The sequence below is a fragment of the Campylobacter sp. CNRCH_2013_0671h genome (genome assembly GCF_025773055.1).
Taxonomy (GTDB): Bacteria; Campylobacterota; Campylobacteria; order Campylobacterales; family Campylobacteraceae; genus Campylobacter_D; species Campylobacter_D lari_D.
The window spans coordinates 1-23,962 of record NZ_JAKMTG010000009.1 but is presented as its reverse complement, the minus strand read 5'-3'; the positions used below and the strand labels follow the sequence as shown (position 1 = coordinate 23,962).

26 protein-coding genes are annotated in these 23,962 nt (G+C 29.1%); 12 read left to right on the top strand and 14 right to left on the bottom strand.

The annotated features are described in order from the left end of the window. Window positions 1–11 precede the first annotated feature (11 nt). From L8X97_RS06845 to gatC, 6 genes are read right to left on the bottom strand one after another with little or no spacing between them, the layout of a single operon-like run. Window positions 12–557, bottom strand: a complete 546-nt coding sequence (locus L8X97_RS06845; protein WP_133319866.1) for a DUF1882 domain-containing protein — start codon at window positions 555–557, stop codon at window positions 12–14. Further along, complete coding sequence (locus L8X97_RS06840) at window positions 554–1,795, bottom strand: serine hydroxymethyltransferase (RefSeq protein ID WP_133319865.1); 1,242 nt, start codon at window positions 1,793–1,795, stop codon at window positions 554–556. Before L8X97_RS06840 ends, L8X97_RS06845 begins: the two co-directional genes overlap by 4 nt. Continuing rightward, complete coding sequence (gene lysS, locus L8X97_RS06835; RefSeq protein WP_263662923.1) at window positions 1,796–3,298, bottom strand: lysine--tRNA ligase; 1,503 nt, start codon at window positions 3,296–3,298, stop codon at window positions 1,796–1,798. Between the two features lie 11 nt (window positions 3,299–3,309). Continuing rightward, window positions 3,310–3,765, bottom strand: a complete 456-nt coding sequence (locus L8X97_RS06830) for a Fur family transcriptional regulator (protein ID WP_043019516.1) — start codon at window positions 3,763–3,765, stop codon at window positions 3,310–3,312. Beyond that, window positions 3,755–4,324, bottom strand: a complete 570-nt coding sequence (locus L8X97_RS06825; RefSeq protein ID WP_263659800.1) for a CvpA family protein — start codon at window positions 4,322–4,324, stop codon at window positions 3,755–3,757. The genes L8X97_RS06830 and L8X97_RS06825 overlap by 11 nt, the downstream gene beginning before the upstream one ends. 21 nt (window positions 4,325–4,345) lie before the next feature. Then, entirely contained in the window at window positions 4,346–4,633 is a 288-nt protein-coding gene (gene gatC, locus L8X97_RS06820) for an Asp-tRNA(Asn)/Glu-tRNA(Gln) amidotransferase subunit GatC (protein WP_263662922.1), read from the bottom strand. Between the two features lie 146 nt (window positions 4,634–4,779). Between gatC and L8X97_RS06815 the strand changes: the two genes are divergently transcribed. The 6 genes from L8X97_RS06815 to pyk all read left to right on the top strand — a co-directional run bounded on the left by L8X97_RS06815 (window position 4,780) and on the right by pyk (window position 10,182). Then, a complete protein-coding gene (locus L8X97_RS06815) occupies window positions 4,780–5,325 on the top strand; it encodes a hypothetical protein (RefSeq protein WP_263662921.1) in 546 nt (181 codons plus the stop codon). After that, on the top strand, window positions 5,322–6,317 hold the full coding sequence (locus L8X97_RS06810; protein WP_263662920.1) for a hypothetical protein: 996 nt from the start codon (window positions 5,322–5,324) through the stop codon (window positions 6,315–6,317). The genes L8X97_RS06815 and L8X97_RS06810 overlap by 4 nt, the downstream gene beginning before the upstream one ends. Before the next feature lies 1 nt (window position 6,318). Next, on the top strand, window positions 6,319–6,651 hold the full coding sequence (locus L8X97_RS06805) for a hypothetical protein (RefSeq protein WP_220567165.1): 333 nt from the start codon (window positions 6,319–6,321) through the stop codon (window positions 6,649–6,651). Then, entirely contained in the window at window positions 6,638–7,261 is a 624-nt protein-coding gene (locus L8X97_RS06800) for a type III pantothenate kinase (RefSeq protein ID WP_133319858.1), read from the top strand. Before L8X97_RS06805 ends, L8X97_RS06800 begins: the two co-directional genes overlap by 14 nt. Before the next feature lie 110 nt (window positions 7,262–7,371). Continuing rightward, window positions 7,372–8,718 carry an FAD-dependent oxidoreductase gene (locus L8X97_RS06795; protein WP_263660760.1) on the top strand — a complete coding sequence of 449 codons (1,347 nt, stop codon included), beginning with the start codon at window positions 7,372–7,374 and terminating at the stop codon, window positions 8,716–8,718. Between the two features lie 12 nt (window positions 8,719–8,730). Further along, on the top strand, window positions 8,731–10,182 hold the full coding sequence (gene pyk, locus L8X97_RS06790; protein ID WP_133319856.1) for a pyruvate kinase: 1,452 nt from the start codon (window positions 8,731–8,733) through the stop codon (window positions 10,180–10,182). A gap of 7 nt (window positions 10,183–10,189) precedes the next feature. Here pyk and gmhA read toward each other — a convergent pair whose 3' ends face one another. The 4 genes from gmhA to L8X97_RS06770 are packed head-to-tail and all read right to left on the bottom strand — an operon-like array spanning window position 10,190 to window position 13,571. Further along, a complete protein-coding gene (gene gmhA, locus L8X97_RS06785) occupies window positions 10,190–10,750 on the bottom strand; it encodes a D-sedoheptulose 7-phosphate isomerase (RefSeq protein WP_263659797.1) in 561 nt (186 codons plus the stop codon). After that, window positions 10,740–12,113, bottom strand: a complete 1,374-nt coding sequence (gene rfaE1 / locus L8X97_RS06780) for a D-glycero-beta-D-manno-heptose-7-phosphate kinase (protein WP_263662918.1) — start codon at window positions 12,111–12,113, stop codon at window positions 10,740–10,742. The genes gmhA and rfaE1 overlap by 11 nt, the downstream gene beginning before the upstream one ends. Further along, window positions 12,106–13,059: an ADP-glyceromanno-heptose 6-epimerase gene (gene rfaD, locus L8X97_RS06775; protein ID WP_263659795.1), complete on the bottom strand. Its 954-nt coding sequence runs from the start codon at window positions 13,057–13,059 to the stop codon at window positions 12,106–12,108. The genes rfaE1 and rfaD overlap by 8 nt, the downstream gene beginning before the upstream one ends. Further along, window positions 13,056–13,571, bottom strand: a complete 516-nt coding sequence (locus L8X97_RS06770) for a D-glycero-alpha-D-manno-heptose-1,7-bisphosphate 7-phosphatase (RefSeq protein ID WP_263659794.1) — start codon at window positions 13,569–13,571, stop codon at window positions 13,056–13,058. The genes rfaD and L8X97_RS06770 overlap by 4 nt, the downstream gene beginning before the upstream one ends. A gap of 129 nt (window positions 13,572–13,700) precedes the next feature. On the opposite strand from L8X97_RS06770, the gene L8X97_RS06765 reads away from it, so the two are divergent. Then, window positions 13,701–14,006 (top strand): c-type cytochrome, encoded by a 306-nt coding sequence (locus L8X97_RS06765; RefSeq protein ID WP_133319851.1) that lies wholly within the window; start codon window positions 13,701–13,703, stop codon window positions 14,004–14,006. Between the two features lie 11 nt (window positions 14,007–14,017). Here L8X97_RS06765 and L8X97_RS06760 read toward each other — a convergent pair whose 3' ends face one another. Both L8X97_RS06760 and L8X97_RS06755 read right to left on the bottom strand, forming a co-directional pair. Further along, window positions 14,018–14,233 (bottom strand): cbb3-type cytochrome oxidase assembly protein, encoded by a 216-nt coding sequence (locus L8X97_RS06760; RefSeq protein ID WP_133319850.1) that lies wholly within the window; start codon window positions 14,231–14,233, stop codon window positions 14,018–14,020. Further along, window positions 14,230–16,575 (bottom strand): heavy metal translocating P-type ATPase, encoded by a 2,346-nt coding sequence (locus L8X97_RS06755; RefSeq protein ID WP_263662916.1) that lies wholly within the window; start codon window positions 16,573–16,575, stop codon window positions 14,230–14,232. Before L8X97_RS06755 ends, L8X97_RS06760 begins: the two co-directional genes overlap by 4 nt. A 181-nt stretch (window positions 16,576–16,756) precedes the next feature. Between L8X97_RS06755 and rho the strand changes: the two genes are divergently transcribed. Continuing rightward, entirely contained in the window at window positions 16,757–18,061 is a 1,305-nt protein-coding gene (gene rho / locus L8X97_RS06750; protein WP_039617780.1) for a transcription termination factor Rho, read from the top strand. A 2-nt stretch (window positions 18,062–18,063) separates the two neighbouring features. Continuing rightward, window positions 18,064–19,599 (top strand): DNA polymerase III subunit gamma/tau, encoded by a 1,536-nt coding sequence (locus tag L8X97_RS06745; protein ID WP_263659792.1) that lies wholly within the window; start codon window positions 18,064–18,066, stop codon window positions 19,597–19,599. Here L8X97_RS06745 and L8X97_RS06740 read toward each other — a convergent pair. Further along, window positions 19,596–21,689: a TonB-dependent receptor domain-containing protein gene (locus L8X97_RS06740; RefSeq protein WP_263662914.1), complete on the bottom strand. Its 2,094-nt coding sequence runs from the start codon at window positions 21,687–21,689 to the stop codon at window positions 19,596–19,598. The two genes, L8X97_RS06745 and L8X97_RS06740, sit on opposite strands and share 4 nt — an antisense overlap. A gap of 158 nt (window positions 21,690–21,847) precedes the next feature. Here L8X97_RS06740 and exbB point away from each other — a divergent pair, with 158 nt between their 5' ends. From exbB to L8X97_RS06725, 3 genes are read left to right on the top strand one after another with little or no spacing between them, the layout of a single operon-like run. Beyond that, entirely contained in the window at window positions 21,848–22,279 is a 432-nt protein-coding gene (exbB, locus tag L8X97_RS06735; RefSeq protein WP_133319846.1) for a TonB-system energizer ExbB, read from the top strand. After that, complete coding sequence (exbD, locus tag L8X97_RS06730) at window positions 22,272–22,661, top strand: TonB system transport protein ExbD (RefSeq protein ID WP_133319845.1); 390 nt, start codon at window positions 22,272–22,274, stop codon at window positions 22,659–22,661. Before exbB ends, exbD begins: the two co-directional genes overlap by 8 nt. Beyond that, complete coding sequence (locus L8X97_RS06725) at window positions 22,658–23,311, top strand: energy transducer TonB (protein WP_263659790.1); 654 nt, start codon at window positions 22,658–22,660, stop codon at window positions 23,309–23,311. The genes exbD and L8X97_RS06725 overlap by 4 nt, the downstream gene beginning before the upstream one ends. Before the next feature lie 10 nt (window positions 23,312–23,321). Here the strand turns inward: L8X97_RS06725 and L8X97_RS06720 are convergent, their stop codons facing one another. Further along, window positions 23,322–23,774, bottom strand: coding sequence for a DUF411 domain-containing protein (locus L8X97_RS06720; protein ID WP_220567152.1), 453 nt, complete (start codon window positions 23,772–23,774; stop codon window positions 23,322–23,324). Window positions 23,775–23,962 lie beyond the last annotated feature (188 nt).

Below are 23,962 nucleotides of genomic sequence, written 5' to 3'. Positions count from 1 at the left end.
CCTTTCAAAAATTACATATGTTTAGACCAAGAAGCGCCACGCTCTTTTTGATAAACCTCATAAGGTAAAGTTAAAATATTAAATTCCTTAGGTATATCCATACTAGGAAAAACTTTCCACTCTACAGGCATTTTTTGAGAAAAAAGCAAAGATAATTTTGATCCCAAAGAGCATGCTTCATTAAAAGTAGTATGTCCTTTATGGATATACAAATGCAAATGATTGTTAGTTCTTGTTTTATAGGCAGTAAAATTTATAAAACCTTCTTCCCTTAAAACAAGCTGTGCTCTATGCCAAAAACGCTCTGCGTTAAAACCATTGTAATCAAATACAATATTTTCAACCTTATCAAAACTATTAATCAAAGAGTGTGCTACAATAATCTTTTTTTCCATATGTTCTTGTATAACATTAGCTGTCAAAGGAGCATTTACTTTTTCGAATTTATCAAAAAAAATTCTACCTTTATGCTCATATTTGTTAATTATAGCATTACGCTTAATATAATAATGGCTTGTAACCATTTTAATTAAAGCCAAATCCATAGTTGTAATCAAAATAAAGCCCTTTCATAAATAATAAAATTACTTGCCAAATTTTTCAGTTTAACTTTAATCTCTTCTTGTAGTTTTGTATTTTGTATATCATCTAAAATATCAGCTATATAATTTGCAACAATAGCAATTTGCTCCTCTTTAAAACCTCTTGCTGTTAAAGCTGCTGTTCCAAGTCTTAAACCACTCGTTACAAATGGACTTCTAGTTTCCCCTGGAACCGTATTTTTATTTGCTGTAATACCTGCTCTTTCTAAAGCTAAATCCGCATCTTTACCACTAAAATCTTTATTTAAAAAGCTTAATAAAATTAAATGATTATCAGTACCACCGCTAACTAAATCATATTTTCTATCTATTAGAACTTGAGCCAAGGTAGCAGTATTTTTAATGATTTGCTTAGCATAAATTTTCCACTCATCACTTAAGTTATATTTAAATCCAACAGCTTTGGCGGCAATTACATGCATTAATGGACCACCTTGAATACCCGGAAAAATTGCAGAATTGATTTTTTTGGCAATTTCTTCATCGTTACTCATAATAATCCCGCCTCTTGGACCTCTTAAAGTTTTATGTGTTGTAGAGCTTACAACATGAGCATAGGGAAACGGGCTAGGATGCTCACCTGCTACAACCAATCCTGCAATATGCGCAACATCAGCAAATAAATATGCGCCAACTTCATCTGCTATTTCTCTAAATTTAGCAAAATCAATCACTCTAGGATAAGCACTAGCACCACAAACAATAAGTTTTGGCTTAACTTCTTTTGCTATCTCTCTAACTTTATCATAATTAATTCTCCCATCAAGCTCTACCCCATAAAAAAAACTTTCATAGACTTTTCCAGAAGAGCTTACTTTAGAACCGTGAGTTAAATGTCCCCCATGACTTAAATCCATACCCAAAATTCTATCACCAGGATTTAACAATGCCATGTATACACCTTGATTTGCTTGAGAACCTGAATTAGGCTGCACATTGGCAAAATTACAATTAAAAAGTTTTTTACATCTTTCTATAGCAATTGTCTCAATTTCATCAACAAATTCGCATCCACCATAATATCTTTTACCAGGATAGCCTTCTGCATATTTATTTGTTAAAATACTCCCCATTACTTCCATTACTTCTGGTATAGTGAAATTCTCACTTGCTATCATTTCAAGACCATCACATTGTCTTGCTAGCTCCTTTTGGGTTAAATCAAAAATTTCTTTATCAAAATTTTCCAACATTTACTCTCCTTTTACCTCATTTTTAAGTGGCCTCATAGCTGGGAAAAGCACTACATCGCGAATTGATTTTTTATTGATTAAAAGCATAACTAGCCTATCTATTCCTATGCCTTGACCTGCAGTTGGTGCCATAGCATAGCCCAATGCATTAACAAAATCTTCATCCATTTCACATGCTTCCTCATCACCTGCATTTTTAGCTTCAATTTGCTTTAAGAATCTTTCATATTGATCTAGCGGATCATTAAGCTCATTAAATCCATTAGCTATCTCTCTACCCGCGATAAACAATTCAAATCTTTCAGCAATATCCTTATCCTTGTCACTCCTTCTAGACAAAGGACTTATAGAAATAGGAAAATCTATTACAAAAGTGGGATTAATCAACTTATCTTCAACATAATTATCAAAAAGTTCAGCTTGCAAATGACCTAATTCTAATTTTTCATTGGCTTCAAAGCCATCTTTTTTTAGCTTTTCTAAGATTAATTCTTTATTATCAATAAGCTCATCATCTAAACCACCATATTTTTTTAACGCATCTTTATAAGTAATTCTTTCAAATGGCTTAGAAAAATCAATTATTTTTTCATCAAATTCGAGCTTTTTACCTAAATTTAATTTATCCAAAAGCATAGCAAAAAGCTCTTCTGTTAAATCCATCAAATCATGATAATTATGATAAGCCCAATAAAACTCAATTGTAGTAAATTCAGGATTGTGCGTTAAATCCATCCCTTCATTTCTAAAACATCTATTAATCTCATAAACTGCCTCAAAACCACCTACAATCAAACGCTTTAGATATAATTCTGGAGCTATTCTTAAAAATCTTTCCACGCCCAAAGCATTGTGATAAGTCACAAAAGGCTTTGCATTTGCTCCTCCTGCAATAGGATGCATCATTGGTGTTTCAACTTCCAAAAATCCTTTATTATCAAAAAAAGATCTAATATAAGAAACAATTTTAGAACGCAAAATAAAATCTTTTCTTACTTCACTATTCATGATCATATCAAGGTATCTTTTTCTATATCTTTGCTCAATGTCAGTAAACCCATGATATTTTTCCGGTAAAGGCACTATGGCTTTTGTAGCTATTTGAATTTGCTCAACATGAAGACTAAATTCTCCTGTTTTAGTCATAAAAGGAAAACCTTTAACCAAAACAATATCCCCTACTTCAAGATATTTTTTTAAAATAGCAAAGTATTCTTCTCCTAAAATATTTTGATTAAAATAAATTTGAATATTATCTTGCTCATCTTCTATATTGGCAAATACCGATTTACCAGCTATTCTAAGAAGTTTTAATCTTCCTGCTAACACTCCATATACTTTTTCATCACGCTGATTTTGCGTATCTTTAATGTATGCAAATTTATTTTTATATTCAACTATACTCATTTCTTTTTTCAAAAAATGTGGATATGGATTAATTCCTAGCTTTTTTAATTCTTGCGCTTTTTGAATTTTTTGTTGTTCTAAAATATTATCAAACATTAATTTTACCTTTATTTTTTACTACATTGCGGACATAACCCATAAAGTTGCATTAAATGCCCTGTTAATTTAAAATTATATTCTTTTGCTATTAACATTTGTTGCTGCTCAATAATAGAATTTTCAAATTCAACTATTTCTCCACAACTTTTACAAATTAAATGATCATGATGGGGTTTATTTGCAAGTTCAAATTTCTTCCCTGAAGCTCCAAAAGATATAGAAGTAGCCATGCCCGATTCTTCTAATAAATTTAAAGTTCTATAAACTGTAGCAATACCTACATTTAATTCAGGATTTTTTTGCTTGATTTCCACATACAAACTTTCTGGGGTATAATGCATATCACTATTATATAAAGTTTTCAAAAGCACTTCTCTTTGTTTGGTATATTTTAAGCCATTATCCTTAAGTGTCTTCTTAAAGCGCTCAAGTAAAACATCATATTCTATATTTTCAATTTGCATTATTTACCTCCGAATTTAGACTTATATTAGAATCTTTAATTCTTTCTTCTATTTTTTCTAAACTATTTTGAGTAAAATCAGTATTCATTATAAATTCACCTGTTTTTCTAAGTAAATTTAAAGTATGACTATTGTTTGCATATTTTTCTAAACTTGAATTTAAAAATTCTATATTATTAATACAAGCAACTAAAATTGCAAAAATTAAAAATATTTTAGCGCTTCCAAATAAAAATCCACCTATACGATCTATAAAACCAAGACCACTCATGCTAAACATTTTTGATAATATATTTCCCAAGGCCATACATGCTATCCATATCACGATTAACAAAACTAAAAAACCTGCAAAAATAGCAAGATTTTCATTTTCAATTACATAAAAATTATTATTGATAATCTCTGCTACCTCTTTAGCATATCTTGAAGCAAGTAAAACCCCACCAACTATACCCAATAAACCAAAAATTTCTTTAAATAAGCCACTCACCAAGCCTTTTAAGCCTAAAATTACAGTCAAACCTAAAACAAAAACATCAAACCACGAAAAATTTTCCATCTACGCTAAACTCCAAATATTTTATTCAATTATTTTAGGGACTATAAAAAATCCATCTTGAGAATTTGGAGTATGCTTACTTATCGTATCTATCACATCAGATTTTTTACTCTCATCATTTCTCAATAAGGTTCCACCATTTGTTGTGCTAGTCATGGCTTCTATATCATCAAGTTTTAATTCATCTAATTTTTCCACAAAATTAACAATTTGGCTTAATTGCTCTTCTAGTTCTTGTCTTTTTTCATCTGCTATTTTTAGAGCACTTAGCTTTTCAAGTTTAGTTAATAATTTATCATCAATTTGCATCATTTACCTTAATTTTAATTTTATAAAACTCTTTGGTTTAGATTGAAAATTATAACATAAAATAATTTATTTTTTCATTTTTATATGTTACAATTATAGACTTTAAAATTACAAAATAACATTTTTTATATTAATAAAGGAAAAATATGGCTTTAAAAGAAAATTTGAAAGCAGTAAAAGAAGAATTAAGCTCTCAAGAGCAAATGATGGAAAATTTTATCAAATCAGAACGCTTTATAAGAAAATACAAATATTATTTTATTGCTCTTATTACTCTTTTAATTCTTTATTTTAGTGGAAGTTATATTTATAATATAAAACAAGAAAAAAATATCCAAGAAAGTAATATCATTTTTAATAATCTGTTAAAAAATCCTTCAGATCAAAAATTAATTGAGGAATTAAAGCAAAAAAATGCAAATTTATACACCATATATATTATGGGTCAAAATAATCAAGATCTTAATCAAACCTTGAGTCTTAATATAGATCCTTTGTTAAAACAAATAGTGCTTGCCCAAAATAATCAAAAATCAGATTTTCTAAAAGATTATAATACTCTATTAATAGGTTTTGAATTTTTAAAACAAAATGATTTTAAAAACGCGGATGTTGAATTTAATAAAATACCTATAAATTCTCCTTTATGGCAAATCATCACAAGCTTAAAACACTATCAAGGAATAAAATGAAGCATTTTTATTTATTTATTATTACTTTAATATTTTTTAGTGCTTGTGGCACTAAAAGGGAATACTATCAACCAACACAATTAGAACAACTTCCTTATAATTCTAAAAATATTAATGGAAAAATAGTTAATTTTAACAACAACATTGCTCAGTTAAATAATAATACTTTTATAGACAATAAAGGAAATATTACTGCTTTAAAAATAGATAAAAACTATAATATTTTAAATATCCGTCAAGAAGAAATTCTTATAGCTGATAATGATGGGAATTTTAAAATTTTAAATTTACAAGGTGAAGAATTATTTTCTCATAAATTTAACGAAAGTGTAGTAAGTGCTAATGTAGACGGTGATGATATAGCTTTGATTTTAGCAAGTAATACTTTAGTGTATGCTAATAAAAATCTTGGTATAAGAATGCTACAAAATTTAGGCACTGCTTATGCTCAAGATAGTCGCTATGCTAATCCTTATTTTTTAAATACCATTATCATATACCCTATGCTTAATGGAAAATTAGCCATACTTAACAAAAGTACACTAAAAGTTAGTAAAGAAATTTTAGTAAGTAGTGAAGAATTTTTTAATAATATCATCTATCTTCATGTTAAAAACGATACAATGGTTGCCGCAACAGCACAAAAAATCATCGTTGTAACACCAAATAGAACTTTATACTTAAACGAAAACATTAAAGAAGTAAATATTAACGATAAAGAAATTTTTATATTAACAAAAGATGGAAGAGTTATCAAAAATGATTATAATCTTAGAAAAATTGATGAAATAAAATTTCAATTTGCTTTATTTTCCAAAAGCACATTATATAATGATTCTTTGTATGTATTTGAAAAAACTGGCTATTTAATTAAATTAAATACAAATCTGAAAGATTTTACCGTATATAAATTAAATGAAGCTATTGATAAAAAAAGTTTTATGGCTAATGGTAAATTTTTCTATAACAATAAAGTTTTACAATTAAATTAAGATGAATCAAGAACTTAGCGATATTCTTATTAAACATGGAATTATTTTAAAAAATATTAATTCTTTGGATATCCATGCTTTTAGCAAAAAGAAAAAACTAATTTGCTTTTATGGAGAAAATACAAAAAAACAATATTGCTTATTTTTATTTTCTTTTGCAAAAAGTAAGATTTTAAAAAAAGATGGTTTAGAATTTGAAAATATTTTTCAAAACATAAGTCAAATTTTAAATTTAAAATTTAAAAATCATTTTATTTTTCATCAGTCTCTAATTTGCTCAAAAGCAAAAGAATATTTATTCACCAAAGGAATTCAAAGTTATGCTTTTGTGTGATATTGGCAATACAACTGCAAGTTTTTTAAATGAGCAAAAATTTCATTCTATGAGCATAGAGCAATTTTTACAGTATGAGCCGACACAAAAAGTGTTTTACATCAATGTTAATCCAAATTTAGAGCAAAGATTAAAGCAAAATCCTTTATTTATTAACCTTGCTCCATATTTTAATTTTGATACTATTTATAAGAATTTAGGAGTTGATAGAATAGCAGCTTGCTATACCATAGAAGATGGGGTAGTAGTTGATGCTGGCTCTGCAATAACTGTGGATATTGTTTCAAATTCAATCCATCTTGGAGGATTTATCCTGCCTGGTATTGAAAGCTACAAAAAATCTTTTGCTAGTATTTCTTCTCGCTTAAAACACGAACTTAACACTCAAATAAACTTTGATGCCTTTCCCCAAAGAACTATTGATGCTTTAAGTTATGGAGTTTTTAAAAGTATATATTTACTTATAAAAGATAGTGCATATGATAAAAAGTTATATTTCACAGGTGGCGATGGGCAATTTCTTGCAAATTTTTTTGATTATGCAATTTATGATAAATTTTTGATTTTTAGAGGTATGAAAAAAGCTGTTTGTGAAAATTTTATACTTTAAAAGATTAACCATATCTTTGGCTTTTCAATTATAAGCTTTATTTAAACTCAAAACAACTATATTTTGATATTATTAGCAAAATCAAACATACACAAAAGGAATTGATGATAATGGATCGAAAACACTTTGATGCCGTAGTGATTGGCGGTGGGATTTCTGGTGCTGCAGCATTTTACGAATTAGCAAGATATACTGATATTAAAAGTATTGCATTATTAGAAAAATACAATAACGCTGCAACATTAAATAGTCACAGCACAAGTAATTCACAAACCATCCACTGCGGTGATATAGAAACTAACTATACCTTGGAAAAAGCAAAAAAAGTTAAAAAAACAGCAGATATGATTGTAAAATATGGGCTCTTGCAAAATGCACAAAATAAATTCATGTATTCACACCAAAAACTTGCACTTGCAGTTGGGGAAAAAGAATGTGAATATATGAAAAATAGATATGAAGAATTTAAAGAATTATATCCTTATATTAAATTTTACACAAAAAATGAAATCAAACAAATAGAACCAAATGTTGTTTTAGGTGAAGATGGTGTCAATGATAGGGCGGATAATATAGTAGCTATGGGTGTAGAAGAAGGTGAAATTTATACCACAGTAGATTTTGGACTTATGAGTCAAAATCTCATAGAGCAAGCTTGCAAACAAGGTAAAGATACTCATGTTGCTTACAATCAAGAAGTTGTGTTTATAGAAAAAAAAGATGATATTTTTTATATAAAAACAAGAGATTTTAAAGAATATAGTGCAAAATCCATTATCGTCAATGCAGGCGCACACTCGTTATTTTTAGCACATAAAATGGGTATAGGTTTAGACAAATCTTGCTTTCCTGTTGCAGGAAGTTTTTACATGGCAAAAAGAAAAATTTTAAATGGTAAGGTTTATATGGTGCAAAATCCAAAACTCCCATTTGCTGCATTACACGGCGATCCTGATTTACTAACTAACATGAACACCCGTTTTGGTCCTACTGCTTTAGTTATTCCTATGCTAGAAAGATACCATGGCTTTAAATCTTTACCTGAATTTTTTAAAACACTTAATCTTGATATGAATGTAATTAAAATTTGTTTTAATCTTTTTAAAGATTCTACTATTAGAAATTATATTCTTTATAATTATTTATTTGAAATTCCTTATATCAACAAAAAACTTTTTGTAAAAGATGCTAAAAAAATAGTTCCTAGTTTAAAAACAGATGATATTTACTATGCTAAAAATTTTGGAGGAGTGCGACCTCAAGTGCTTGATAAAAAAGCAGGAGAATTAATGCTTGGAGAGGCTAGCATCACTGAAATTCCGGGTATAATTTTTAATATGACACCAAGCCCAGGTGCTACGAGTTGTCTTGGTAATGGTTATAGAGATGCAAAACTTATTTGTCAATACTTGGGTGCTAATTTTAATGAAGATTTATTTACTAGTGAACTGCTATAAAAAGGATAGGAAATGTTAAAAAAAACAAAAATAGTCGCAACAATTGGGCCAGCAAGTGAAAATGAAACTACAATAAGACAAATGATTATTAATGGAGTGAATGTTTTTCGCTTAAATTTCTCACATGGAACTCATGAATATCATAGTCAAAATCTAGCCACCATTAGAAAAGTAGCAGCTGAACTTAATGCAAGGATTGGAATTTTACAAGATATTAGCGGGCCAAAAATTAGAACCTTAAAAATTCTAGAAGCTTTTGAGCTAAAAAGTGGAGATAGACTAGACTTCTACAAAGATACTTTTGAAGGCGAAAAACTTTCTAATGAACATTATAAAGTCTGTATTAATCATCCCGAAATTCTTTCTATGCTAAAAGTGGGAGAATACATCTATCTTTGTGATGGCTCTATTAAAACTAAAGTTATACAAGTTGAAAAAGATTTTATCCAAACCCAAGTAGAAAATAGCGGGGTGCTTAGTTCAAATAAAGGAATTAACTTTCCAAATACAAAAATCAATATCGATGTTATAACTCAAAAAGATAAAGACGATCTTGCATGGGGCATTAAAAACGATGTTGATTTTTTAGCTATATCTTTTGTGCAAAATGCTCATGATATTGATGAAGTTAAAAAAATACTTGATGAAAATAATGCCAAAATTGCTATTTTTGCAAAAATAGAAAAATTTGATGCTGTTGAAAATATCGATGAAATTATAAATAGCAGCGATGGTATAATGGTAGCAAGAGGAGATTTAGGCATTGAAGTGCCTTATTATAGAGTGCCAAATATACAAAAACTCATCATTAAAAAAGCTAATGAGGCCAATAAGCCTGTAATCACTGCTACTCAAATGCTTTTTTCGCTTGCAAAATCAAAAACTGCCACAAGAGCTGAAATTTCAGATGTTGCTAATGCTGTACTTGATGGCACTGATGCGGTTATGCTTAGCGAAGAAAGTGCAGTGGGGATTGATCCGGCAAATGCGGTTGATATTATGACTCAAACCATTATAGAAACAGAAAAAAACTATCCTTATGAAAAATTTGAAAATTTTAAATGTTTTAACGAAACTGATATCATTGCCAAATCAAGCACACAACTAGCAACTGATTTAAATGCAAATGCAATTTTTACCATTACAAGCAGTGGTGCTTCTGCAGTTAAAACAGCAAGGTATCGTCCAAAAATGGATATCATAGCTATTACTCATTCTAAAAAAGCTTTAAATTTTTTAAGTATAGTTTGGGGAGTTCAACCTGCTATATTGATAGAAAAGCATGAAAATTTAACAGAACTTTTAAGCAATTCTGTAAAACTTGGAGTTGAAAAAGGCCTTATGAAAAAAGATGGGGTTTATACCCTTACTGCAGGATTTCCAGTAGGTGTTGCAGGAAGTACAAATTTAATTAGAATTTTACAAAAAGATCAAATTGAATATTATTTAAGTTTGGGAAAATAACCCAAACTTAATATTCTTCTTCTATCAAATCACATAAGCAGTGTATGATTAAAATATGCATTTCTTGAATTCTAGCCGTATCATCGCTTGGAATGACTATATTATGCTCACATAATGCATTCATCGCTCCACCACCTTTTCCACTAAGTCCTATACATTTAGTGCCAATTTCTTTGGCCTTTTCAAAAGCTTTGATCACATTTGGGCTTTTTCCACTAGTAGAAATTCCAATCAATACATCATTATTGCTAGCTAAAGCTTCAACTTGTCTTGAAAAAACAAATTCAAAACCATAGTCATTTCCTATAGCACTTAAAGCAGAAGTATCAGTGCTTAGAGCAATAGCAGCTAAAGCCTTTCTTTCTTTTTTATATCTTCCACTAAGTTCAGCTGCAAAATGTTGGCTATCTGCAGCACTTCCACCATTTCCACAAATTAAAATTTTCCCACCACTTTTCAAGCACACTTTTAATTCTTGAGCAACTGCAACAATTTGCTCTTTTAAATTCAAACTTTGCTCTAAAGTTTTTTGATGTTGAATAAATTCCTTTTCAATTTTATTTATCATTTGCAATCCTATTAATTATATTAGTAGTACTAAATCCATCTTCAAAGTCAATTAATTCTACTTTTTTTACTAAATTTGAACCCACTACTTCTTTACCTTTATAATCAGCTCCTTTAACTAGCACATCAGGCTTTAAAAACTCTATCAGTTCATAAGGAGTATCATCATTAAAAATCACTACATAATCTACAAAATACATACTCGCAAGCACACATGCGCGTTGGAATTCTAAATTTATAGGTCTTGAGTTTCCTTTTAGTCTTTTTACGCTTTCATCTGAATTTAAACCCACAACTAAGATATCTCCTAGTTTTTTAGCTTTTTCAAGGTATTTTATATGACCATAATGCATAATATCAAAACATCCATTGGCAAAAACTACTTTTTGATTTTGTATCAACTTCACAAGCTCTTCTTTGCTTTTAATTTTATCTTCAAAAGAAGCTTTTTTTAGATTTTTAATCTCTTCTAAACTTGCACTCACACTTCCTACTTTTGCTACCACAACAGCTGCTGCATCATTTGCTAACTCACATGCTTTTACAATATCAACTTTTAAGGCTAAAGCATAAGCAAGCATAGCTATAACACTATCTCCAGCTCCTGTTACATCATAAACCTCCAAAGCTTTTGCGGGAATAATATGTAATTTTTCATCAAAAAGTGCTATTCCTTCTTCAGATAAAGTTATAATAGAATAAGCTAAATTTAAATCATCTTTTAATTTTTTCAAAGCTTTTTCTAAATTATCAATTTTTTCTACACTCAAAGCTTGAATAGCTTCTTTTTTATTTGGAGTTAGCAAGGTTGCATTTTGATATTTGCTAAAATCACTTCCTTTTGGATCAATCAAAATAGGTAAATTTAAAGTATTTGCATGCTCTATCAAAGCTTTTGTTACTTTTGAAGTTAAAATCCCTTTGGCATAATCACTCAAAACAATCGCATCATAATCTTTTGCAATTGTTTTATACTCTTGAATAATTTCATCTTCTAATTTAGTATCAAAATCATTCTCATCATCAAGTCTTAAAACTTGCTGAGAATGTGATAAAACTCTACTCTTAAGAGGGGTTTTTCTATCTTTTTCTACTAATAATTTTGCATTTAAATTCTCTTTTAAAAACCTCCCACTCTCATCATCACCCACAAGCCCCAGAGCAAAAACCTCAGCACCAAGACTTTTTAAATTTGCATATACATTACCAGCTCCACCTAGTCTTTTATCTTCTTTTTGTGATTTCATCACCATTACAGGAGCTTCTGGAGAAATTCTAGTGCAATCACACCATATATAATGATCCACCATAAAATCCCCGACAACTAAAATTTTTGGCTTTTTAGAACTTAAAAAATCAAACATTTACTTCCTTTTCATAAAGCCTTTTGATCTCATCTAAATAATCTTTTACACCCTCTTCAAGACTAAATTTAGCTTTATATGAAAAACTCTCATCTAATTTTGCTTGAGTATGGAATTGATAAGAATTTTTGTAAGGATTAGGAATATACTCACAAGGATAATTAGTGTTTAATTCTTTTTGCAAAATATCTACTATATCTTGAAAAGTTCTTGCTTTACCTGTAGCTACATTATAAATTCCACTTTTTGCTTCTAAAGCTTGTAAATTTGCACTCACAACATCTTTAATATACACAAAATCACGATAAATTTGATCACTTCCTTCAAACAAACGCGGACTTTTACCCGCTAAAATTTGATGTCCAAATTGCAAAATCATAGAAGCAGTGCTATTTTTAAAAAATTCTCCCTTGCCATATACATTAAAATATCTAAGCCCAACTATATGCATTTTATTAAAGTATTTTTTTGCTAATTTATCCATCATTAATTTTGAAAATGCATAAGGGTTTTTAGGGGCTTCACTTAAATTTACAGTTTGCGGGCTTGGAGCATCTCCATAAACTGAGGCTGAACTTGCATAGATTAGTTTTGCATTAAGTTCTAAAGCAAGTTCTATAAAATCTTTAAAAGTGTTTAAATTGGTCTTTAAAACTTTGTTTTGATCATAAACAGTTGTATCTGAAATTGCAGCCTTATGAAAGATCACATCAGGTTTAAAAGCTTTTATAGCTTTTAAAGTTTTTTCATCATTAATATCGCCCACATAAAGCTCACCTTCAAAATCTAAAATATTCTTAAAATGACCAAAACTTTCTAAATTTCCATTTTCAAAAGTAGCACTTGATCGCATTTTATCCACAATCAAAACCTCATGTTTATCCTGAAATTCTAGAGCAAGAGCAGAGCCTATAAAACCTGCTCCACCTGTTATCACAATTTTCATTTCCTATCCTTTAAATAATACAAAAGTTCTTTTAAATTTTTAAAGACCTTATAGTTTTTATTATCATTATAATTTTCATTAATCAAAAATAGATTTTTTATACCAGCATTAATTCCAGCTTGCATGTCACTTAAATTATCTCCTATAAAAAAAGATTGTGAAAAATCTATATTAAATTCTTTTTGTGCTTTTAAAAGCATGCCAGGTTTTGGCTTACGACATTCACAATTTTCTAAATGTGGGCAGTGATAAATTTTTTCTATTTTAATGCCTTTTTTCAAAAACTCACCTAGCATATACGAGCTTAAAATTTCAAAATCTTTTTCACTATAATAAGCCCTTGCAATACCTGATTGATTAGTAGCTACAAAAATTAAAAAATTTTGCTTTTGAAAAAATTCACAAAGTTCAAAAATACCATCACAAAATTCAAAATCACTAATCTTATGAACATATTTTTTATCTATATTTATAATTCCATCTCTATCTAAAAATAACGCCTTTGTTTTCATAAAAAAATTATAATGAATTTTTTTTAAGATTTTATAATTTATCAAGTAAAAAAGTTTTTTAAGCGACTTTAAATAAAAAAAGCATATAATTAAAAACATTTTATTTTCAATTTATATAGGAGTGATACAATGAAAAAGCTACTTGTTTTATCAGCTTTGGCATGTCTTAGTGTTTCAGCTTTTGCTGCGGATGGTGCTACACTTTATAAAAAATGTGCAGTATGTCATGGTGCTAAAGCAGATAAAGTTTATCTTAATAAAGTTCCTGCTTTAAATACTTTAACTGCAGCTGAAAGATTACAATACATGAAAGATTATGCAGCAGGTAAAAGAAATGCTTATGGCCAAGGTGCAATCATGAAGATTAACCTTAAAGGTTTAACAGAAGCAGATTTTAAAGCAATTGAAGAATACATCGAGAGCTTAAAAAAATAATTTGACAGCCTTTATGGCTGTTTTTCTTGATTTTTCTTTTCCAAAGCTTCTTTTTTTCTTTTTTCCAAAATTACTGCATCATTTAAAGCTTCTTCGCTATCATTTAAAGTAGTAAATTTATAATCATCGTCAAATTGCTTATTTTTGATCCCCCAAAGTAAAGCACAAATTGCCAAAAATAAAGCAACCATAGAAACACCTATCATCATCATTAAAACACCATTCATTTTTTAATCCTTAAAGCATTTAAAATCACTATTATACTACTAAAAGACATCGATAAAGCTGCAATTAAAGGATTAATCAAACCAAAAAAAGCTAAAGGCATGCTCAAGGCATTATAAAATAAAGAAAAAGCTAAATTTTGTTTAATAATTTGATAAGTTTTTTTAGCTATTTGTATAGCCTTTTGCAAGCTTTTCAAGTCGTTTTTTAACAATATAATATCACTATTTTCCATAGCAAGCTCAGAACCTTCTTTTAAAGAAACTCCAACACCTGCATAAGAAAGTGCTAAAGCATCATTTACTCCATCTCCTACCATTAAAACTTTACCTATTTGATTTAACCTAGCTATTGTTTGCATCTTATCTTCTGGCATGCATGAGGCTTTGAAATTATTTATTTTTAATTTTTCAGCCACCTTACTCACAGCATTTAAATTATCGCCACTTAATATATAAATTTGCATTTTACATTCTTTCATAAATTCAATCAACTCTTCAGAGCTTTCTCTCATACTATCTTCTAATTCAAAAACTGCTAATATAGTTTTATTTTTAGCAAATATAAAATGCGTAGTTTGAAATTCTTGCACTTGTATATGATTTTCTTTGAAAAATTTCTCGTTTCCTCCTAAAAATTCATCTTTGTCTAAAAAGGCTTTATAGCCTCTTGCTTGAAAATTTTGAACTTTTTCAAATTCTATTCTACTATCTATTTTTCTATCTAAAAATTTTAAAATACTTTTAGCCACTGGGTGGTTAGTTAAATGTAAGAAATTTAATAATTCATTTTTATCCAACCTTTCGTCTAAAAAGCTTTTTTTAACTTCCAAACTAGCCTTTGTTAAAACCCCTGTTTTATCAAATACAGTCACATTGCACTTACTCAAATCTTCCACAACACCTGCTTCTTTAAATAAAATTTTTTCCTTCAAACCAGCACTAATTGCTACTAAAGAACTTACCGGAGTAGCCAAAGCTAAAGCACATGGGCAAGCTATAATTAACACAGAAACCATGCGTATCATGGCTTCTTCAAAACCTAAATTTAGTACAAAAAAAGTAAAAACAAAGCACAACAAAGCACAAATTAAAATAATAGGCGAAAAATACTTACTTACTTGCTGTACCATTTTTTCTATTTTGGCTTTTTTAGCACTTGAATTTTCAAGTAAATTAATAATCCTAGCTAATTTAGAATCCTTATAAGGCGCATTTGCCTTACATAAAGCATTCCCGCTTAAAACTAAAGAAGCAGAATAAATCATATCATCTTTTTGCACATCAAGTGGTAAGCTCTCCCCGCTTAAACTAGATATATCTAAACTAATATTACCACTAATACACACTCCATCTATTAAAACCCTATCACCTTCTTTTAACTCTATAATATCTCCTATTTGCACCTCTTCTACATCAATATTTTCTATTTTTTCATTTTTTAATACCCTTACTTCATTACCTAAAAATGATCTCAAATGATCGAGCGTATCAAGGGCTTTTTTCTTACTTAAAAGCTCTAAATACTTTCCTATAAAAACAAAACAAATAATCATCGCCACAGAGTCAAAATATACCTGTGAAACTCTTGAAAACATTGCCCACACTGAATATATATAAGCTAAACTTGCTCCACTAATTACTAGAGTATCCATATTAACATTTTTAAATTTCAAAGCATAATAGGCATTTTTATAAAAAATCGAGCCTGTGTAAAAAAGTACAGGAGTGCAAAGTAAAAATTCAGCAAAATGTAAAATATCTTTAATATCAGCTTCCATACCACTAAAAAACCCGGCATATTTAGCTACAGATATCCACATGATATTCATTACGCAAGCTATAGCAACTATTAATTTCGCATAAAAATCTCTTTTGGTTTGAGTTGCTCTTTGTTCATTTTTTGTAGGTAAATACACACTAGCTTTATAGCCTATGCTTTCTATATTTTGGATAATTTTTACTAGATTAATACTTTTTTCATCAAAAACAATTCTAGCTTTATGGGTAATAGAATTAATATCAACCTCTATCACTCCTTCGCTTTTAATGAGAATTTTTTCATTAAGCCAAACACAGGCTGCACAATGAATTTCTTCTATTAGCAAAAAAACCTCACTAAAACCTTCTTTTGTTTTTTGTATGTATTTTTCATAGTCTTTAATACTATATTCTATTGTTACTGGGGTTAAAGTTTGATTACCAAGTTTTTCATAAAATTCCTCCAAATTATTCTCTTGTAAAATTTCATATACACTTTCACAGCCTTTACAACAAAAATAATTTCCATTTTTTTCTATCATTTGTTCTTGTTTAAAGCTTAATTGGCAATGCTTACATCTCATTTTATACTTTCTTTATAAGTTTTTACAATATTTTATCATTTTTTCAAACTTTCAATTTTAAAAATTATTTACAAAGCTATATTATAATTTCCAAAATTTGACAAAAAAGTATTTTTTTTAATAAAATCTTTTTTGAATAAACTAAAACAAAAACTACATTTTCTACATTTTATGAGGATATATGGAAAATACAAAAGAAAAGAAACAACACCAAAGAACACACATTCCTGTTGAAGGTTATAAAATAGAAGATTTAAAGTTGCTTGATTTAGAAAGCTTAGTAAAAATAGCAAATGAAGCAGAAATAGAAAATCCAAGAGAATTTAGAAGACAAGATCTTATTTTTGAAATTCTAAAAGCACAAACCAAAAAAGGTGGCTTTATACTCTTTACAGGAATTTTAGAAATTTCGCCTGAAGGTTATGGATTCTTACGTGGAATGGACTCAAATTTAAGCGATAGTGTAAATGATGCTTATGTATCAAACTCACAAATTCGCAAATTTGCTCTGCGTGTAGGAGATATAGTTACTGGTCAAGTTAGAGAGCCAAAAGATCAAGAAAAATACTATGCTTTATTAAAAATTGAAGCAATCAACTATCTTCCATTAAAAGAAGCTAGAGAAAGACCTTTATTTGACAATCTTACTCCAATTTTTCCAACTGAAAAAATCAAATTAGAATATGATCCTTTAAAATTAACAGGCAGAATGCTTGATTTATTTGCCCCTATAGGAAAAGGTCAAAGAAGCTTAATCGTAGCACCTCCAAGAACTGGTAAAACTGAGTTAATGAAAGAACTAGCTACCGCTATTGCTAAAAATCATCCAGAGGCTCATTTGATTGTACTTTTAGTAGATGAGCGTCCTGAAGAAGTTACAGATATGCAAAGATGTGTTAAAGGCGAGGTTTTTAGCTCTACTTTTGACTTACCTGCCTATAATCATGTTAGAGTGGCTGAACTTGTTATAGAAAAAGCAAAAAGGATGGTAGAAACAGGTAAAGATGTCATTATATTACTTGATTCTATTACAAGATTAGCAAGAGCTTATAATACTGCCACACCAAGCAGTGGTAAAGTTTTAAGTGGTGGGGTTGATGCAAATGCCTTGCATAAGCCAAAACGCTTTTTTGGTGCAGCTAGAAATATAGAGCATGGTGGCTCATTAACCATTATAGCAACTGCTTTGATAGAAACAGGCTCAAGAATGGATGAAGTGATTTTTGAAGAATTTAAAGGAACAGGAAATAGCGAAATCGTTCTTGATAGAAATATTTCAGACAGAAGAATTTACCCTGCAATTAACATCATAAAATCAGGCACTAGAAAAGAAGAATTACTCCAAGGTGTTGAAAAACTTCAAAAAATTTGGGCGATTAGATCAGCTATTTCACAAATGGATGATATAGAAGCTTTAAAATTCTTATACTCTAAAATGCTAAAAACCAAAAGCAATGAAGAGTTGTTATCCATCATGAATGAGTAGTAATGCTCCAAGCTCTTGCTGTTAAATACAGACCAAAAAATTTCAATGAGCTTGTAGGACAAAATACTGTTTCTACAAGCTTAAAATATGCTCTTGAAAATAACCGCTTAGCACATGCTTATTTATTTTCAGGATTACGCGGAAGTGGAAAAACTTCAAGTGCAAGAATTTTTTCAAGAGCCCTAGTATGCGAAAAAGGACCAAGTGCTAACCCTTGTGGAGAATGTTCTCAATGTTTATCTTCACTCAGTGGCTCTAATATAGACATTATAGAAATGGATGCTGCAAGCCATAGAAGCTTAGAAGATATTCAAGAGCTTATCGAGCAAGTTAAATACGCTCCATCTTTAGCTAGGTTTAAAATTTTTATTATCGATGAAGTGCATATGCTTACCCCACAAGCAGCAAATGCCTTGCTTAAAACCTTGGAAGAACCACCAAGCTATGTAAAATTTATACTAGCAACAACTGACCCTTTAAAACTTCCTGCTACGGTTCTTTCAAGAACACAGCATTTTAGATTTAAGCAAATTTCTATCCACGATATTTTAAATCATCTTGAGTGGATTTTAGAAAAAGAAAATATCAATTATGAAAAAGAAGCTTTAAAACTCATAGCAAGAAGTGGAAACGGATCTTTAAGAGATACTCTAACTTTATTAGATCAAGCCATAGTATATTGTCAAAATCATATACAAACACAAAAAATTACTGCGATGCTAGGCTTTTTAGATCCATCTAAAATTGAAGAATTTTATCAAGCCATTTTAGCTAGCGATAAAGATAAAGTTCTTGAGTTTTTAAAAGAATTTGAAGATTACGAGGCAAGTAATGTCATCGATGAGATGATATTTTTTTTAAAAGAAGCATTTTTTGCCAAAAACAATCTTTTTTCTATGTTAATTTACGAAAGATTTTTTAGAATTCTTTCGCGCGCTAAGACTATGTTAAATTCTAGCGATGATGATAGTTTTGTACTTTGTGTTATGGCTTTCATGCTTATAGAAGCAACTTATCTAAAAAGTATTGATGAAGCTATTTACAGCAAAAGTCCAAAACAAGATAACACACCAAATCCAAAACAACAAGAAATTCTTTCTATACAAACAATTAAAGAAGAAAAACTTAATCCTTATGAAAGTTTGTTAAAAGCTATTTACAAAAGAGATTATGATTTAGCTGAAGTTTTCAAAAAAACTACGCAGTTTATTTCCTTTGAAGATGATATTTTAAGTATTAGCTCACATGCTAAAGATGATGATAGAAAAATCCTAAACAATGGCTTTAAATTAATCAAAGTCTTACTTCATGAACTTTTTGGAGAAAAAACACAAATTAAAATTCAAAAAATAGAAACTATAGATACCCAAAAATTACAAGATATATTCAAAACTCCTATAAAACAAGAAATAAAAAGTACTCCGAATTTAAATGAACATTTTGAAAATTTTAAAAAAGATGCTAAAAAATACGATCCTAAAGACGAAACCAAAGAAGCTCTCAATAAGCTCTTTGGCTCCCCAACTATACAAAATTAAAAACTGCCGTTGATTGAAATATAAATTCTTCTTCCTTCTTCTATGCGATTATAAGTATTTACCCAAGTATCTTCACCTTTGTTTTTATAAGACTCCCAATCATTTGTAAAACTTTTATCAAAAAGATTATAAATTGCCGCATTAATATTCCATTTTTTATTAATATCATAACGCACACCCATAGAAGCTAAAAAGACATCTTGATAATACTCTCTATTAATATTTGTATCACCCATATAACGATCTATTTGCCATTCGCCTTTTATCCATGGAGTGAATTTACTAAAGATATTATAACTTGCTTTTAGCATGATATTGTGTTTTAGACTATCAATTTCTGGTTTTCCTATCATGGTTTTATCTTGCGCATCTTTAATTTCACTATCAAGATAAGTATAAGCTAGATCTAAATTTAAATGCTCTATAGGAGTAATCCCAGCTCCAAGTTCTATGCCTCTATACTCAACCTTGCCATGATTAATCGCCTGATAGCATATATCAGCTTCACATTTTCCAATACCCGAAATCATACTATCTTTGTCGAATTTTTGACTAGAAATTTTATCTTTAAAATTTGTCAAAAACCCAGTAGCTGAAATATAAAATAAGTCATTATTATAAACAGCAGCTAATTCATAATTAAGCGATGTTTCTTCTTTTAAATTCGGATTTCCATACATAGGGTACTTACCTTGTCCACTATAATTATAAGCACCAGCTATCAATCTATTAGCATATGGAGTTCTAAAGCCCGTTGAAACACCACCCTTTAAAGTAAGCTCGCTAGTAGGATTATAAACCAAATAAGCCCTTGGTGAAATATTATTTCCAAAAATTTCATGATAATTATATCTTGCACCAAAAGTAAATCTTAAATCATCTCTTATACTATACTCATCTTCTGCAAAAAGAGCTAATAAATACTGATCAAAATTCGTAGGATTAGCGATTTTATCTTGCATTTTTTCAAGTCTATATTCACCACCCACGCTTAAAATATGACTTTGACCTAAAGGAATAACTGATCTTGTATCTACGATAATATCTTCAGCAACTATATCTCTATTTTGCCCTAAAAATGACTGATTTGCCTGGCCAACCACCTCACGCCCATCGTTACTTACACGGTTATACTGCAAGGTAGAAGTAATCGAAAAATCTTCATACACACCCTCATGACTTAAATAAGTTACCAACTTATCCACTTGCATAGTGTCTGTATAACCACCTGTTAAAGAGCCATCATTTTTATCTGTTGGTTTTGTTAATGTGCCTAGTTGGCCTTTTTTATTATCATAGTGATTTCTTGAAAAATCAATATCAAATATCAAGGTATTATAATCATCTACTAAGTAATTTAACCTAGTTCCTAAACTAAAATTATTAGCTTTTGTAGGACTTTGAGCCTGATCACCTTGCACTCTTTGTCCACTTCCATTACTAAATTCAACATTAGATTGCTCCCTATAAAACTCTCTAAAACGTAAGGTTAATCCTAGACGATCATTCATCAATGGGCCACTTGAATATATACTTGTGCCATAAGTATTGCCCCATTCTTTATGTGCATTAAAAATACTATCTAAACTAACTGATGTTTCCCATTTATCGCTTACTTTTTTTGTGATGATATTTACAACACCACCTAAAGCTTCAGAACCATATAAAGTACTCATTGGTCCTTTTATCACTTCTATTCTTTCTATGCTAGAAATTGGAGGTAAAAATGAATTTGAAATCTCATTAAAACCATTAGGTCCTACTTCTCCACCTATCCCTTGACGGCGCCCATCAATCAAAACTAAAGTATATCCGGTAATACCTCTCATGGTGATATTATAAGATCCAGTTTTTCCCTTACTAGCAAATAAATCTACACCAGGAATATCAGCAATAGCTTCAGCAACATCTCTATAAGGCTTACTCTCTAAATCTTTTTTACCAATCACATTTATAGTAGCAGGAGCTTCTTTGATATCTTGAGAAAATCCCGAAGCACTCACTATAGAGCTATCTAATAAAACTTCTTGTGATAAAGCATTACAGACCAAAAGACTAGCAACACAAACTGACAAGCAATAATTTTTCATTATTTCCTTTCATAAATAAACAAAATTTTCAAAGTTGGAATATTATGATAATAATTATTAATTTAAAATAAATTTATTATATCAATTATGATAATTGTTATTAATAAATAATTTAATTTTCAGTAATATAATCACAAAAATTTTTAAAGCGAGGATGTATGGAATTTTTAAAAACTTATATTGACTTAATTATATTTATTGTTTTAGGGTTAATGGCATTTATTGCTATATGGTGCACTATAGAACGCATCTTATTTTTTAGAAAAATTAAACTAAATGATTATCAATGCCAAGAAAAATTTGATGATGCAATTAGTGAAAATATCACTATGCTTTATATTATTTACACTAACGCTCCTTATGTAGGACTTTTAGGAACTGTAGTAGGGATTATGATTACATTTTACGACATGGGAGCAAGTGGAAATATTGATGTAAAATCTATTGTTATTGGCTTATCGCTAGCTTTAAAGGCTACTGCTTTGGGAATTTTAGTTGCCATCCCTTCTTTGATGGCTTATAATGGATTGCTTAGAAAAATATCAACTTTGAGTAATGCATATCGTATTTTTAAGGATAAAAATGCTTAAATTGCCAAAAAATGAAGGTTTAAATATTATTCCTTTTATAGATATAATGCTTGTTTTACTAGCCATTGTTTTAAGTATATCCACTTTTATCGCACATGGTGAAATCAAAATCAATCTACCTCAAAGTGAAAATTCAAATTCCATAAGTGAAAATAAAGACAAAATAAGCATCTTAATCGATAAAGAAAATAAATTTTATATCGATGGAAAAACAGTTTCCATAGAAGAAATAAAAGAAAATTTTGACACTATAAATTCTAAAACCTTGGTAGAGTTAAAAAGCGATAAAGAAGCAAAATTTGAAAGCTTTGTAAAAATTATTGATATTTTAAAAAATAAAAATCATGAAAATTTTCAAATTTTAACAGAGCAAAAAAGATGAAGACTTTTATAAGTAATCATAAAAATCAATCATTTTTCATTACTTTATTTATCTTTTTACCTTTACTTTTTGTTTTTCTTTATACTAAGAATTTTTTACATATACAACATAACACTACAAAGGAAGAAAAATTTAATATAGCTATAAAACAATTTTTACAAGATTCTCCTAAAGTAAAAAACGAACAATCTAAACAAGAAAAAATAAAAAAAATAGAACAAGTAAAAGAAAAACCTATCGTTCAACCTAAAAAAATAAATACTTCAACCGATACTAAAGCAACAAATCGATTAAAAGAGGAAATAAAATCTCAAAAAATAACATCTCAAGAAAAAAACATCCTGATAAATTCTCAAGAAAGTATATCTTTAACTAATAACAATGAACTTTTAAAAGAAGTTAAGCAAGCTATAGATAAAGCTTTAATTTATCCTAGGCAAGCTCGAAAAATGCGGATGAGTGGCGAAATTTTAGTAGAATTTACATGGACTAAAGATAAAAATCTATTAAACTTAAAAATATTAAAACCATCAAAATATGAATTATTGAACGATAGTGCCTTAGAAACTATACATATAGCGTCTAAGAATTTTCCACAGTATGAAAAAACTTTTCATATAAGAATACCATTAATATATAAAATAAACTAAGCAAAATTGCTTAGTTTGTCTTGATTAAATTATGTCCTTTATAGATCCCATAAATTTTATAATCTCCATTTTTAAGCATCAAAACTACAGGATATTCTTCTTCATAACCTTGTTCCATTCCAGGACTTCCCTGAGGCATACCAGGAGCAGAAATACCTATAACATCCTCAGGTTTATTTTCCAAAAGCCAAGCAACTGCATCTTCAGGAACATGCCCTTCTATAGCATAGTCATCAATCACGCCAGTATGACAGCTTTGATACATAGGCTGAATATTCATTTTTTCTTTTATTTTTAAAAAATCTTCACTTTTGTGTATTTGTACTTTATAGCCTTTATCTTTCATATAATTAGCCCAAAGATCGCAACATCCACAAGTGGGACTTTCGTAAATATTTAATATTTTTTCATTAGCCAATAAGCTTGTAAAACCAAGCGTTAAAGTTAAAAATAATTTTTTCATATATCCTCCAAAAATAAAAAAGATACAATACATTATAAAAATTAATATTTTATATCAAAAACCAAAAATATCAACTATGGTCAATTAAAAATATTAAATTAAAGTATTACTACTAAATAAAATTTCTAAATAACTTTTCTGATTTTCTACCACTTAATAAATACTAAAACCTTCTTTTTATTTTGTAA

Bases quoted from the DNA above. Each gene is read 5' to 3' on its own strand.
- L8X97_RS06840 (WP_133319865.1), bottom strand. From the start codon at position 1,795: ATGTTGGAAAATTTTGATAAAGAAATTTTTGATTTAACCCAAAAGGAG.
- lysS (WP_263662923.1), bottom strand. From the start codon at position 3,298: ATGTTTGATAATATTTTAGAACAACAAAAAATTCAAAAAGCGCAAGAA.
- L8X97_RS06830 (WP_043019516.1), bottom strand. From the start codon at position 3,765: ATGCAAATTGAAAATATAGAATATGATGTTTTACTTGAGCGCTTTAAG.
- L8X97_RS06825 (WP_263659800.1), bottom strand. From the start codon at position 4,324: ATGGAAAATTTTTCGTGGTTTGATGTTTTTGTTTTAGGTTTGACTGTA.
- gatC (WP_263662922.1), bottom strand. From the start codon at position 4,633: ATGCAAATTGATGATAAATTATTAACTAAACTTGAAAAGCTAAGTGCT.
- L8X97_RS06815 (WP_263662921.1), top strand. From the start codon at position 4,780: ATGGCTTTAAAAGAAAATTTGAAAGCAGTAAAAGAAGAATTAAGCTCT.
- L8X97_RS06810 (WP_263662920.1), top strand. From the start codon at position 5,322: ATGAAGCATTTTTATTTATTTATTATTACTTTAATATTTTTTAGTGCT.
- L8X97_RS06805 (WP_220567165.1), top strand. From the start codon at position 6,319: ATGAATCAAGAACTTAGCGATATTCTTATTAAACATGGAATTATTTTA.
- L8X97_RS06800 (WP_133319858.1), top strand. From the start codon at position 6,638: ATGCTTTTGTGTGATATTGGCAATACAACTGCAAGTTTTTTAAATGAG.
- L8X97_RS06795 (WP_263660760.1), top strand. From the start codon at position 7,372: ATGGATCGAAAACACTTTGATGCCGTAGTGATTGGCGGTGGGATTTCT.
- pyk (WP_133319856.1), top strand. From the start codon at position 8,731: ATGTTAAAAAAAACAAAAATAGTCGCAACAATTGGGCCAGCAAGTGAA.
- gmhA (WP_263659797.1), bottom strand. From the start codon at position 10,750: ATGATAAATAAAATTGAAAAGGAATTTATTCAACATCAAAAAACTTTA.
- rfaE1 (WP_263662918.1), bottom strand. From the start codon at position 12,113: ATGTTTGATTTTTTAAGTTCTAAAAAGCCAAAAATTTTAGTTGTCGGG.
- rfaD (WP_263659795.1), bottom strand. From the start codon at position 13,059: ATGAAAATTGTGATAACAGGTGGAGCAGGTTTTATAGGCTCTGCTCTT.
- L8X97_RS06770 (WP_263659794.1), bottom strand. From the start codon at position 13,571: ATGAAAACAAAGGCGTTATTTTTAGATAGAGATGGAATTATAAATATA.
- L8X97_RS06765 (WP_133319851.1), top strand. From the start codon at position 13,701: ATGAAAAAGCTACTTGTTTTATCAGCTTTGGCATGTCTTAGTGTTTCA.
- L8X97_RS06760 (WP_133319850.1), bottom strand. From the start codon at position 14,233: ATGAATGGTGTTTTAATGATGATGATAGGTGTTTCTATGGTTGCTTTA.
- L8X97_RS06755 (WP_263662916.1), bottom strand. From the start codon at position 16,575: ATGAGATGTAAGCATTGCCAATTAAGCTTTAAACAAGAACAAATGATA.
- rho (WP_039617780.1), top strand. From the start codon at position 16,757: ATGGAAAATACAAAAGAAAAGAAACAACACCAAAGAACACACATTCCT.
- L8X97_RS06745 (WP_263659792.1), top strand. From the start codon at position 18,064: ATGCTCCAAGCTCTTGCTGTTAAATACAGACCAAAAAATTTCAATGAG.
- L8X97_RS06740 (WP_263662914.1), bottom strand. From the start codon at position 21,689: ATGAAAAATTATTGCTTGTCAGTTTGTGTTGCTAGTCTTTTGGTCTGT.
- exbB (WP_133319846.1), top strand. From the start codon at position 21,848: ATGGAATTTTTAAAAACTTATATTGACTTAATTATATTTATTGTTTTA.
- exbD (WP_133319845.1), top strand. From the start codon at position 22,272: ATGCTTAAATTGCCAAAAAATGAAGGTTTAAATATTATTCCTTTTATA.
- L8X97_RS06725 (WP_263659790.1), top strand. From the start codon at position 22,658: ATGAAGACTTTTATAAGTAATCATAAAAATCAATCATTTTTCATTACT.
- L8X97_RS06720 (WP_220567152.1), bottom strand. From the start codon at position 23,774: ATGAAAAAATTATTTTTAACTTTAACGCTTGGTTTTACAAGCTTATTG.